Origin of the sequence: Aminipila luticellarii, from assembly GCF_004103735.1 — a bacterium.
In the GTDB taxonomy this organism is placed as follows: Bacteria; Bacillota; Clostridia; order Peptostreptococcales; family Anaerovoracaceae; genus Aminipila; species Aminipila luticellarii.
In genome coordinates, this window is sequence record NZ_CP035281.1 from 2430017 (window position 1) to 2442877 (window position 12861).

The 12861-nt window shown below is 45.0% G+C and carries 13 protein-coding genes and 1 pseudogene; 1 reads left to right on the plus strand and 13 read right to left on the minus strand.

The window, feature by feature from the left end; genetic code table 11:
- Position 1: 1 nt before the first annotated feature.
- The 11 genes and pseudogenes from EQM06_RS11380 to EQM06_RS11430 form a co-directional block, all read right to left on the minus strand.
- The gene (locus EQM06_RS11380) at positions 2–1474 is read right to left on the minus strand and encodes an acetaldehyde dehydrogenase (acetylating) (protein ID WP_128746484.1); all 1473 of its coding nucleotides are present in this window, start codon (positions 1472–1474) and stop codon (positions 2–4) included.
- Positions 1475–1822: 348 nt separating this feature from the next.
- Positions 1823–2077, minus strand: a pseudogene (locus EQM06_RS13530) (BMC domain-containing protein); the annotation flags it as partial.
- A 19-nt stretch (positions 2078–2096) separates the two neighbouring features.
- Positions 2097–2747 carry an ethanolamine utilization microcompartment protein EutL gene (eutL, locus tag EQM06_RS11390; protein WP_128746486.1) on the minus strand — a complete coding sequence of 217 codons (651 nt, stop codon included), beginning with the start codon at positions 2745–2747 and terminating at the stop codon, positions 2097–2099.
- Positions 2748–2765: 18 nt separating this feature from the next.
- Complete coding sequence (eutC, locus tag EQM06_RS11395) at positions 2766–3650, minus strand: ethanolamine ammonia-lyase subunit EutC (protein ID WP_128746487.1); 885 nt, start codon at positions 3648–3650, stop codon at positions 2766–2768.
- Positions 3651–3665: 15 nt separating this feature from the next.
- On the minus strand, positions 3666–5036 hold the full coding sequence (locus EQM06_RS11400) for an ethanolamine ammonia-lyase subunit EutB (protein ID WP_128746488.1): 1371 nt from the start codon (positions 5034–5036) through the stop codon (positions 3666–3668).
- Between the two features lie 61 nt (positions 5037–5097).
- Positions 5098–6528, minus strand: a complete 1431-nt coding sequence (gene eutA, locus EQM06_RS11405; protein WP_128746489.1) for an ethanolamine ammonia-lyase reactivating factor EutA — start codon at positions 6526–6528, stop codon at positions 5098–5100.
- A gap of 155 nt (positions 6529–6683) precedes the next feature.
- Entirely contained in the window at positions 6684–8123 is a 1440-nt protein-coding gene (locus tag EQM06_RS11410; RefSeq protein ID WP_128746490.1) for a sensor histidine kinase, read from the minus strand.
- 16 nt (positions 8124–8139) lie between these two features.
- Positions 8140–8721 carry an ANTAR domain-containing response regulator gene (locus EQM06_RS11415; protein WP_128746491.1) on the minus strand — a complete coding sequence of 194 codons (582 nt, stop codon included), beginning with the start codon at positions 8719–8721 and terminating at the stop codon, positions 8140–8142.
- Positions 8722–8776: 55 nt separating this feature from the next.
- A complete protein-coding gene (locus EQM06_RS11420) occupies positions 8777–9142 on the minus strand; it encodes a BMC domain-containing protein (protein ID WP_128746859.1) in 366 nt (121 codons plus the stop codon).
- A 233-nt stretch (positions 9143–9375) separates the two neighbouring features.
- Entirely contained in the window at positions 9376–9825 is a 450-nt protein-coding gene (locus EQM06_RS11425) for a EutP/PduV family microcompartment system protein (protein ID WP_128746492.1), read from the minus strand.
- A gap of 184 nt (positions 9826–10009) precedes the next feature.
- On the minus strand, positions 10010–10570 hold the full coding sequence (locus EQM06_RS11430; protein WP_128746493.1) for an NADPH-dependent FMN reductase: 561 nt from the start codon (positions 10568–10570) through the stop codon (positions 10010–10012).
- 186 nt (positions 10571–10756) lie between these two features.
- Here EQM06_RS11430 and EQM06_RS11435 point away from each other — a divergent pair, with 186 nt between their 5' ends.
- On the plus strand, positions 10757–10954 hold the full coding sequence (locus EQM06_RS11435) for a DUF6774 domain-containing protein (protein ID WP_128746494.1): 198 nt from the start codon (positions 10757–10759) through the stop codon (positions 10952–10954).
- A 38-nt stretch (positions 10955–10992) separates the two neighbouring features.
- Here EQM06_RS11435 and EQM06_RS11440 read toward each other — a convergent pair whose 3' ends face one another.
- Together EQM06_RS11440 and EQM06_RS11445 are read right to left on the minus strand one after the other, a co-directional pair.
- A complete protein-coding gene (locus EQM06_RS11440) occupies positions 10993–11772 on the minus strand; it encodes a hypothetical protein (RefSeq protein WP_128746495.1) in 780 nt (259 codons plus the stop codon).
- A gap of 22 nt (positions 11773–11794) precedes the next feature.
- Complete coding sequence (locus EQM06_RS11445; RefSeq protein ID WP_128746496.1) at positions 11795–12646, minus strand: alpha/beta fold hydrolase; 852 nt, start codon at positions 12644–12646, stop codon at positions 11795–11797.
- Positions 12647–12861 lie beyond the last annotated feature (215 nt).

A 12861-nucleotide genomic window follows, 5' to 3' on the forward strand; every position in this document is an offset into this window, starting at 1 on the left:
TCTATATGGCTTCCAGTTGTTTAATGACGCGGCGTACCACTTCATCTATTTGTTTTACATCAAAATTGATCATTTCCGGTATCATTTCCGTTTCCCCGGCTTCTTTTCTAATCTCTTCTAAATCCTTCTTTCCTACCGCAACATACCGTAGATTATACAGCTGTTCCGGTCCTACATTTTCACTGGTAGCACTGCCGCCCACTGCACCGCACCCCAGTGTCAGGGCCGGCATCAATCCTGTGGATGCTCCGATTCCGCCCAATGCTCCCGGACTGTTCACAATAAATCGGGATACCGGAACGCGGTGTGCGAAGTAATCCACAATTTCCTGATTTTTCGTATGGATAATGAAGGTATGACCTGCTCCTTCGTAATATAATATTTCACAGCATCGTTCACAAACGGCCCTGTAATCCGGTGCGGTATAGAATCCAAGGATTGGCGCCAGTTTTTCATTGGAGTACGGGTGACCTCTGCCGACACCGGTTTCTTCTGCCACCAGCACTCTGGTATTCTCCGGTACAGTCAATCCTGCCAGCTCCGTTATAACTTTCACACTCTTTCCTACAATCATCGGGTTCATCGTACCGCTGGAGCGTAAAATAAAGTTCCCCAGCTGCTCTCTTTCCTTGGCATCCAGAAAATATGCTCCCTGCCTCTCCATTTCCTTCTGAACGGCTTCCTTCATATCGTCCTCACAAATTACAGACTGTTCTGATGCACATATGGTGCCGTTGTCAAAGGTCTTCGAATCCAAAATGCACTTTACCGCTTTGCTGATATCCGCGCTTCTCTCAATGTAGGCTGGGCCGTTACCGGGTCCTACTCCGATAGCCGGTGTTCCCGAAGAATATGCGGCTCTTACCATGGCGGATCCGCCTGTAGCCAGGATCAAAGAGGTATCCGGATGACTCATCAGCACATCGGTGGATTGAATCGTCGGAATAGAAATACAGGAAACCAGATCCTCATTACCCCCTGCTTCTGATATGGCCTGACGGATGACCTTCACGCTTTCCAAAATGCACTTTATGGCATTAGGGTGGGGTGAAAATACAATAGCGTTTCCTGCCTTTACAGCAATTTCCGCCTTATAGAACACGGTTGAAGTCGGATTCGTAGAAGGAATCAAACCGGCTATTACTCCCACAGGAACGGCTACCGCGTAGGTCCCTGCTTCTTCGTTGCGTTTGATGACTCCTACGGTCTTCATGTCTTTGATTCTCTCGTAAACGCCCTTGCTCCCAAAAATATTTTTGATGACTTTATCTTCTGCAATGCCAAAGCCTGTTTCATCGTGTGCCAGCTGTGCCAATCGCTTGGCATTTCTCACACCGGCATCTGCAATGGACTTTACAATGGCATTTACTTGCTCTTGACTTTTTTCCGCTAATTCCTTCTGTGCTGTCTTTGCATGTTCTACCAGATCACGCACTTCCTGTACAGATAGTAAATCCTTGTCATATAGCAGCATCTACTTATCCCCTCCTTCATGAAATCTGCAAATTTCGTGAATCAGCTGTCCTTTTTTCGCAAATTTAATTTCATTTTTTGTCATGGTTCCTATATGGAGCTTACGGGCTATATTTCTTAGTTCCCCTACTGTTTTTTGTTCCAACAGTTCTCTGCTGAATTCGTTTCGGGACTCTTCTACTGCCATCTCTTCTTCGGGTTCTTTCAGTTTTACGGTCTCTGCAGGCATTGCGGTCTCTGCAGGCGTTTCCATTCTTTCAGGTGTTTCGTCCGTTTGAACTGTTTCAGTCCTTTCCGGCTTTTCTGCTTCTGCAGTCTGCTTTTCCTGAACCCTTGCCGTAGTATTTGTCATCGCAAATACCTCCTTTGCAGGTCTTGGAATTACATGAACGGAAACAACCTTTCCAACACGCTTCGCAGCCGCACAAGAAGCGTCCATTGCCGCTTTTACAGCTCCCACATCGCCGACCACCATGACGGTAACCAATCCGCCTTTTACCTTTGTTACGCTATGAAGAGATACATTAGCGGCTTTCAGTGCGCTGTCCAACGCTTCCACTGCACTTAAATAGCCATAGACTTCTATCATTCCTAATGCTTCCATAACTTATATCCTTCCGCTTTTATCCAACAGGATTATCCGCAACGAATTCTACCGCAGCAGCAAATGCATCGCATGCCGCTTTGCAAGCCGACTGGCTTCCGGTCAGCAATGCTCCGCCGAAGTTGGTCTCTGAAGGAGGAGCATACAGTACGCACATGGTAACATCTGCTGCCTTCATTGCCGCATCCACTCCATACATAGCTTCCAGAGGAGGGGCAATCAGATAAGCCAGAGCCTCTCCTTCCGGAATTCCTGCGCCGTCTGACAAGTAGGAGCCGGTCCTTGAAATACAGTGTGCGTAGTACACGATCGTGTCGTCTTCGTTGGCAGATATAAAATATGCCGAATTCTCAATAAACTCTGTACAAGCTTTCAATCCGCTCTTGATTTCTGCAGGGTTTGGCCCTGCCAGAATACCGATAATTTCGCCGGCCAGCTTTGTATTGGCATTGGCAGCACCTCCGTAAAAGCTTTTTGCGTACACAACCTTTACATCCGCCGCCTTTGTAGCTTCATCTAATGCCGTATATGTAACATCATCGCAATCTACGGTGATCAACCCTAAGGATCTCTGATCCGGGGTTAAATTCAGCTGAGCTGCCAGTTCAGCATTTACATTTGGAATCACTTTTGTTGCTAATACTGTGGCCCTAACGGGATCTCTCTTCATTTTTCATATCCTCCCTTATTACAATTTTAAATTTGTTCCGCTTGCTTTTTTCTCAAGCATAAGTTTTATAATATCTGCAATATGAGCCCCTGCTTCCACCGGCATCGTTCCGGATCGATGAATATTGGATACTACCGTTCTCCTGGCCTCCGGCATACCTACCGTTGCTTTATAAGCAATGTACGCACTCATGGATTCTGCAGTAATAAGTCCCGGTCTTTCGCCGATCAGCGTGCAAGTCACCTCAGCTCCTGTCAGTTCGGAAATCTCATCCATTACAGCAACCCTGCCGTATTTTACAAAGAATGGTGTTCCGGTATCGATTCCTGAGCTCTGCAGTCCTTGGAGAATAGCCGGAAGTAAGTCCTTTACATTGGCTGCCACCGATGCGGAGGATAAACCGTCTGCCACATAAATCTGAACCGTTGGATTTTTCTTGCACTTTTCTTTTATGATCTGTGCCGATTCCGGCGTCAGCTTTCTGCCTAAATCCGGTCTGGTCAAATAAATGTCTTTGCTGTCGCACTGCGTGGTAACGGTAAACAGATTCATGCTTTCCACAAATTCGTGATCCACATCACTGAACACCGCATCCTGTGCTGCGGAGTGGGCGGCTCTGAACTGGAGCAATGGGTCTGTCTTATATCTGGCACCTGCTTTTCCGATTCCCAGCCGGCAAGGAGCATATTGTTTTAATTCCAAATATTCTTCGCCGTGCTCCGGATTCTTTACCAGATATTGTGTTCGAATATCTACCTCCGTTACATCCGGAATGCAGCCGTCCTCCAGTGCAACACTCTCTGGAGCCGCTTTGGCGGTACTCGTCTGCTCCGGTGTTGAATCCGTCAATTTCATATCTTTAATTACCTGCTCTATAAGTTGTTTTAAATCTACCTGTTCCATTTTGAGACCTCCTTTCTATTTCCTCATAAACACTGAAGCATCTCCGGCAAGGGGAGTCAGTTTTCCGTTTTCTGAAAAGCCCATTTTTTCAAGCCACATATCGAATTCCTTAATTGGACGAAGTCCGAATACTTCTCGCAGGGCTGCTGCTTCATGATAACCGGTGCACTGATACATCAGCATACAGTCATCGCCTTGAGGAACGCCCATGATGTAGTTGCAGCCTGCTGCAACCAGCAGTGTGGCCAAATTTTCAATATCGTTCTGGTCGGCTTTCATATGATTGGTATAACAAGCGTCGCAGCCCATAGGAATTCCCGTCAGCTTGCCCATAAAGTGGTCTTCCAGTCCTGCACGAATGACCTGTTTGGAATCATATAAATATTCCGGTCCGATAAATCCTACAACGGTATTGACTAAGAAAGGATGATATTTTTTGGCGAAGCCGTAGCAGCGGGCTTCCATCGTTACCTGATCCCATCCGTGGTGGGCTTCTGAGGATAATTCGGAACCCTGCCCGGTCTCAAAGTACATGACATTCGGCCCGGTGGAAGTACCCTTCTTCAGCATCATATCCCGGCCTTCATCCAGCATAGTCGCAGTCAGTCCGAAAGCTTCATTTCCTTTCTGTGATCCGGCTATAGACTGGAACATTAAATCGATAGGAGCATTGAATTTGTCTGCTGCCTCTGTCTGGGTAGTAACGTGAGCCAAAACACAGATCTGCGTCGGAACTTCCCATTTGTTCTTAAATTCATCGAAGCTCTTCAATATTCTGGCAACACTTTCTACTGAATCGTCTACCGGATTTAACCCGATGACTGCATCTCCGCAGCCTAAGCTTAAGCCTTCCATAACGGAAGCCATGATACCCTTTGGATCATCCGTCGTATGGTTTGGCTGAAGACGGGATGAAAAAGTTCCGGGCAGCCCAATGGTGGTGTTGCAGTGCGCAGATACACGCATTTTTTTTGCACAGTATATCAAATCTAAGTTACTCATCAACTTGCATACTGCGGCGACGATTTCGCTGGTAATTCCTCTGGAAGCCCGGCGAATCATGGAAGAAGTCGTCTTTTCGTCCAGCAGCCATTCGCGGAATTCAGCAACTGTCATATTCTTAAAATCGTTGTAGATGGATTCATTGACCGCATCCTGAATAATTCGTGTTACTTCATCCTCCTCATACGGAACTGCCGGTGTATTTCTTATTTCTGCCAATGTGATGTGTGACAGCACTACTTTTGCAGCAACTCTTTCTTCCGCAGATTCTGCTGCAATTCCAGCAAGCTTATCACCAGACTTTTCCTCATTTGCTTTGGCCATTACTTCCCTGAGTGATTTAAACTCATAGTTGTGTCCAAATAGCTTTGTTCTTAGTATCATGCTTTTTCACCTTCTCTTTTCTTTCCTTTCCTCTTTATTGATAACTCCCTTGTGGAGTGATCTACGAATTAAAAATCAATGTTTTGACCACTACCGGAAGGACATATCCCCCTCCTACCGGTTCGCCTATATCTATGTAATCCCCGGATTTGCTCCGCACTCCGTCAATACAGATGACATCTTTTTGCTTATTTAATTTGATATGAAGTGCATTTCCAAGTGCTTTTCCTACATCAGCTTCCAGTACCACAATGAGCGGAAATTTTTCTTTAATGGAAGCTTCCGCTCCCTCAATAATGGCTGCTGCCAGCTCCTGTATCTTATCAAATCCGTCATAAGGTGCCGCCGAAAGTGCAATAGCGACAGGTTCTTTTTTCCCTTCGTGCTGATAGATCGGAAGCTGAGCCTTTATCGCCGCACTCACAGACTGAGGGGTTTCTTCATCCAGCTTAGATAATTTGAGGACCGGAACATTTTTAATCGGTAATTGATCCCTTTGATAAAAAATCGTGCTTCCGCTGATCTCCGTCGTATGAGTTCCTGCTCCCACCACTGTGGCCCGAATGGTCTCTTCGGAGCGATAGCATTCTACCGAATCCAGCATACCGCTTTGAGCAATAGCCGTGCCAAGCAGAATTCCGATGTCACCGTACTTGAAAACCTCCTTGTCAGTCGGTTCGTATATATAATTGGCTACTCCGCCGGAAAACGTCAGCGCATTCACTTTAATGTCTTCCGGTAAGCCCTTCCCTTGATTGGTATACAATTTTCTATGATAGCTGGATTCTGCGTCCAGATGGAGAGAAGCTTTTAGCTCCTGAGCCATCAACCTGCATACAGCTTCCAGCACTTGAACGTTGGCTTCATCGCCTTCACGGATTTGAATGCCGTTTGCTTGTGCCAGTTCTTGAATCTTACGGTAAATATAGCTGATTTTCCCATTTTCAATTTTTATCAGCCGCCCTCCTATATCCAGACAAGTTACGCCCTGCAAACTTCCTTTGCGAAATACGGCAATATTAGTAGTTCCTCCGCCCACATCCAGATTGGCGACTACATTTCGGTGCTCCTCACTGAATACGTCGGTACCCGCCCCTCTTCCGGACAAGACAGATTCCAGATCCGGACCTGCGGTGGCTACGACAAAATCCCCGGCCAGATCACTCAGGCTGTTCAGAACGATATTGGCGTTCTGCTTTCTTGCGGTTTCACCGGTTATAATGACCGCACCGGTGCTGACCTCTTCGGGCCTTATATTGGCTTTTTCGTATTCAGATCGTATGATTGCACTGACCTTTTCTCCATCTATTTCGGTATTGGAAATCAATGGGGTAAAATAAATATCACTGCAATAGATCACTTCTTTATCTACAATTTCCACCTTCGGCACCATATATCCTGCCGCTCTGTTCTCAATGGTCAGCTTGCTGAAAATCAGCTGGGTCGTGGATGTTCCTATATCGATGCCGACACTGGTTACTGATTCTTTCAAGTGGTTTTCCTCCCCTCTGCTTAACTGGAAAATTTCTGACAGCTAGAGCTGCTGAAATTGCTGTAAATCTGTGATAAGTTTTAAAAAAAAACGCAGCTTAGACACAGATAAAAACTATCTGCACCTAAGCTGCGTCGCTTAGCATAAGGATAATGCTACGTCACATTATCGATTGTATTCATTATTTTATTTTTAAAATCAAAAGCGATTTTAGTTCCGGAATCACTGGAGCATACATTGATGGTTCCTTTTAATTTATCCTTTACAATGGAAAAAACAATGCTTAACCCTAAGCTGTTTTCTTTTATGGTATTAATATCAAATCCCTTTCCATTGTCTGAGACCGAAATATGACATTGCCTGCCCTGCTTCTCGATCTCAATCTCTATCCTTCCGTTCTTTCTGCCATCATCGAAGGCGTACTGTAAAGAGTTGTGCAGCAATTCGCTCACGATAAGTGCCACGGAGGTGGAGATTTCCGAATCGACTTCAAACCCCCTGCCTTTAATGCCCACGGTAATATCCGCAGCTGGTTTAAGAAAGTAACGAAGGGTGTTGTCCTTGATATTTTCCAGGACATCCCGAATATTGACCTGATCTACGCCCTCTTTCGACAGCAGTTCATGGGTGCTTGCAATGGCCAATATACGGTTCATGCTTTCATCCAAAACCTTTTTTGCTTCCAAGCTCTTTGTTCTCCGCCCCTGCAAGCGAAGCAGGCTTGCAATGGTCTGTAAACTATTTTTGACCCTGTGATGCATCTCTTTTACTGCTACGGATTTTAGAATTAATTCTTTTTCCTTTTCCCGAATATGCGTAATATCCCGTATCATGACGGCAAAATCCACATTATTGTTCTTTAGTGAAATCTGTTTCACCATCAAAGTCAATCCGGCAGTGTTCACCTCAATGCCGGAATAGTTCGCATCCTGATCGAACCATTCCAAATTAGAACCGTGCAGGGCGATATAGAGATAAGACTGTCCTAAAATATCCGCCGTATATCCAAGCCTTTGATATAAATTGCGGGCAATTTTATTTCTGTAGCTTACATATCCCTCCGTATTCACCAGAATGACAGCTTCATCAATGCAGTCCGCAAGCCATGAGCTTTCATCATCCAATCGGGTAAGCACATTGGCGAGCTTCGCATAGCTCTGGTCGGTAAAACGGATACGGTCATGCATTTCATTGTTTTCATCCGCATTTTTCTCTTCAATCAATACGGCAATCATGTGCTCTTCATACCATATAGGTTCTACAGTCTGTATCACATTTGCATACTCCTGTGTCACCGCTTTCATTTGTTTCGTCGGCAGCCCCAGTTTAAAAGATCGGGCAACAGCCGGTTCATTCTGCGGTTCTGCCAAAAGCCCCACCACCGTTTTTTTATAGGAGGACGGTACATTTTGAGGCTTTGCCTCCGCTACTACAATAGCGGTGGTTTCGTCGGTAGTCAGGCAGTCTATGAAGAAGTCTGCATCCTCCAGATCCGCCATGGTCTGGAGTCCTACCCCTATTTTCTGAATGGTCTCAATTTCCTGATTCGTTAAGTTTGTATAATGTTTGCATAATATTTCTATAGTATCCGGCATTTTACCCTCAATTCCCTTAAGTCAATATAATTTCCGCTATGCGCTTCATGGAAACCTTCTTTTCCTTGCTCAGCATTTTTATGTATTCATATGCCTCGTTTTCAGTCAGTCTCATGGATACCATTAACTGTCCTTTGGCCTTTTCAATAATCGTGCGGTTCTCCAAACGTTCTGTAATGATGTCGAACTGTTTCTTGATCTGCTGAATTTCTCTGCTTCTGGCCAGTGCGATTTCTATATTGGGTACTAAAGCCTTTTCATCAATAGGCTTCACGATATACCCGGAAACACCCATTTTGGCAGCACGATTAATGAACTCCTCGTCGCTGTATGCAGTGAGCAATATCACGGTTCCTACCGTTTTTTCTTCCGTTATGACCTTCGCCGCTGACAGTCCATCCAGTAAAGGCATCTTGATGTCTAAAATGGCTAAGTCCGGTTTGATTTTCTTACAAACTTCAATCGCATCAAAACCTTCTGATGCTTCTCCGACAACACTGTACCCGGCGGTTACCAGCATTTCTTTTAAATCCATTCTGGTAATCGGCTCATCTTCGGCGATGACAACCCGGATTTCTTTTCTTTCCTTTTCCTTCATGCGTAACTCCTAGCATTTGCCGCTGTACGTTCAACGGCGTTTTTGTCCGCTTCCACTATGATCTGCTGATCTCCGCTTTTGCAAATCCCATTTTATCACAGAGCATGCCCATGACATCTCGGATTCCTGCTTCCACGGCGGCAACATCGCCCAATATGACCAGCGACCCGTTGAAACGATCCACAAAACCAATCGAAATATTGGCAGCCTTTGATGCAACATCCGCTGCAATCATAGCGCCCTCACTTGGAGTAATAGTTAATATACCAATGGCTCCTTCGTCTTGAAGCATCCCCAGCTTGGGATATAAGTCCTTGATGGGGTTTGCAATGATATGAGCCAAAGTGACCTGTTTACCCGGAACAAATTCCTGTATAATGCGCTGCTTGCTTTCCTCCAATGCCTCACTTCCTTTCAGCATTGTTTTTAATGCTACCTTAGATACATGATTCGACAAAAAAAGCACCCAAACAAAATATGTCCAGGCGCTGCTTCGCAATCCTTTTGTTTCCGAGCCCTACACTACGCCGCACAGTGCTCCTTTAAATTATATGAATATAGTACCTAAGTTCATTGGATTTGTCAATACAATTATTTGATTTTTCTATCAATTTATTTTTGCTCATACGCATATATCCGTTGAAAAATCCCAATTTATAGCTCTTGAATCCAGTTATTTAATTCTTTCACACCCTGTCCGGTGACACTGCTCACCGGAAAACAGATGGCCGCTCCTGCATTTTTTAAATAGAGGTCTGCTCGTTTCATCTGCTCTTCATTGGCTATGTCTATTTTTGTCACAATTCCTATGACAGGTTTCCCGCAAAACATAAATCCAAACCCCGGTGCAAACATGGTGCCTTCTTCAACGGCCGACTGAACCAAGGCAATCACATCTACATCTGCCGCCGTTACGGACAGTGCTCCGTAAAATCCCCTCTGCTCCAGATATTCTCCGGGAGTATCGATAAATCGATCGTTTATCACTTGTACCGTCTGTGTTTTATGATAGCTCAGCTGCTGATCGGTCATACATTGGGTCAGAGTAGTCTTTCCCGCTTGGGATTTACCCACCAGTATGATACGCTGCTTCTTGTCCTTCACTTATTTCCCTCCAACATATCCTGCTCTCTCTTATATCTCATTCAATAGAGTTTATTGTATCATACGGATTCTTTTTGTGCGATTATTTATTTGCACTTTTATCTATATATGCATGCTTGGCATAAAAAAGAAGTCCAAAATAAATTCTAGATAAATTTCTTGGACTTCTTCCTATCATTCTATGCTATTTATGTTCCTGAATAAATGTCAGAAACGATTCCGCCTGCTTTTCAAGATATGGTGCGCTTGCCGTAAGCTGCAATTTACCTTGTGCATCCAGCTGCTGCATGGCATTTGGTACGGTCAGCCTCGGTGCATTCATAACATCCATGTTTAAAAAACTGATCAGCGTAACTAAATGATCCTGCGCGATGCCTGTCCCCGACATCCCCGGAGAAATTCCGCTGATAGCTGCCGGCTTGCCTGCAAGAAGCGGCGGTTCACTCTCACTGATTGGGCGGGAAAGCCAGTCTATCAGATTTTTTAACACACCCGGGAAAAAGTGATTATACTCCGGTGTAAAGAACCAGATTCCATCTGCCGCTTTTACTTTCTCACGCGCTTTTTTAACCGCTATGGGTGCCGGAAATTCATTATCTTGATTCATCATCGGTACATCTGCAAAATCCAGTATTTCAAACTCTGCCTTATCACCGATTGCCGCCTGCGCTGCCATAGCCAGCTGACGGTTAAAGGACTCCTTACGAAGAGAACCTACAATTGCCAATATCTTTGTTTTTTCCATATTTTGTCACCTCGCATATACTATGTTTTCTACTCGTTTAACCAACTGCCTTTTCATTCATTATATGTGTAATGCCGCAGATGTCAATACGTTTTAAAAGTAAAATACAAATTAAAACCTCTCCGGTAGCTTAATAATCATTGATAATTATTAAAACTTTTCATACATTAAAACGAGGTGATCTTCATGAATTCATGTGAACTGGTATCCGCTATAACGGCTCTTGCCATACTAATTGCAAATCAAACACCCGATGACGGGGAATTAGTTCTATTGGCTTCATCGCTGAACCAGCTGGGCGACACGTTAGCTACCATAGCCGCACAGCGTGAATTGCAGGAAAATCAAAGTGCACCTTTGGAAAACTCTGCTCCAACAGAATAAAAGCAAGTACTCACTTCAATAAATCCCAAAATGAAAATTTATTTCCCTGTCAGTTCAACGCCCCGGAAGAACTCCATGGCCAGATGCAGGGAGTGACCATGCACAATCTCATCAGGTGTATGCTCCGGCCAGTAGACAGCCGTCTTTGCTTGAAAACCGTCTGCGGTAGGCTTGAACTGGTGATATGGGCTGTTGACCGCAGTCACCCCATCCGCCAGAAAAGCCTTTCCGGCCATAGCCATAGGGAAGCTTGGATCTTTATCTCCCTGAATCTGAGCACCCAAAGCAGAAATGTCCACTACCTCTACCTTGACTAGAGTAGGTGTTCCATACATGCCGAAAGGCTCGATTCCCAGCAGTTCGCCGTCATCAAAGGAAACATGGCAAATGAAGTGCTCGGGATGAGCCGCAAGGCCAACCCGGTCGTCCTCCTGCATGGCCTTCATAACACCCATAAACTCTTGCAGTGATCTGCCAGTTACCGACATGTTGCAGTGGGAAACCCTCATAGGTTTCTCCTGTGAGAAGCTCAGCTTTTTCCACATGGCATCGGACAGCTTAAAAGCATCTTTATACAGCTCAATAATTTTTTCCCCTTTGTACTGCAAGCGGGTCTCGATGGAAACCTCCCACGCCTTTTCCAGGGTCAGATAGTCGATTTCATCGTCAGATAAAGTCTTACCATCCTCTTTGATCTCCACTCCATGACGTCTCAACTGATGCAGCATATGGAGATTACGCTCGTATTCCAGCCGCTCCAGCTGAGGTTTTGTCCAAACCTCGCCGTCTACTGTAAAGGTATATTTTATTTCAGACATAGTAATTCCTCCCACAATATAATTAATAATTCTTTCTGCTTTCATCAATAAAGAAAGAGGCTTCACTGGCCATGCGATCAGGACAATCCATTTCCATCAGGTGGCGTTCACCTTGAAGCAGGACGGTCTTCGCTCTAGGAATGATCTGTATGGCTTTCAGGTTGCTGTCGTAATAGTCGTGGAACAGAATATCCTCTGTACCAAATACAAACAACACCGGTGTTTTAATACTTTTCATATCCCGTTCGCAATCCTCCAAAGAATCCCAGATCAATTCCGGCGTGTCGCCGTATTTCCCTGATTCAAGCTCCGGTGCACCGACCTCCGGTCCGCCTGCGGCGGATGCGCCCAGAGACTGAACCTCGGCGATTTTCAACGGAATATTTTCCTGTTTTCTCAGGGTGCGTTTCAGCATCCCCATGGGGCCTTCTTTCTTGGGAATCTCAATCCACTGCTGGCTGTTTCTCGGGCAGAGATGGGGAGCCATATAAAAGCTGCAGAAGGTATCCAGCATTTCAGGATGCTCTTTGATCATATACCAACCGGGGATGGTACCATGGCACTTGCCCACATAGTGGAATTTTTGAATCCCCATTGCCTTGGCGAACTCAAACATTTCCTTTCCCCACTGGCGACCCCAGTTCACGCTGCCATCAGCGTTGAGCTCCGTGCCCTCGCCGCCTGTACGCATCACCACGCCGTAAACATGATACCTCTTTGCAAGCTCCTCCAAAACGGGAGTAAAGGTATGAAAATACAGCGCTCCCGATAAAACCACTTCGCTGTTCTCTTCTCCGAACTCGCAGTAGGTCAACTCAAGCCCGTTGTCCAGAACGATGGATTTTCCGTTTTTTGATACCTTGTTTGCTTCCATAATCATATCTTCCTTTCATATGCCAAAACTGCATACATTTACACTTTTGTTCATTAGCTTATCCTTATGAGCCCATTTTATCAAATTTCTTCTAATGTTCCATGGACAATATTCTATTGTTAATTGGCATAAGAAACACTTTCGTATATTATTGTTGCCTATTCCCTGAAATTATATTAAACTGTACTCGTAAATGATAAAAATAGTATGGAGGG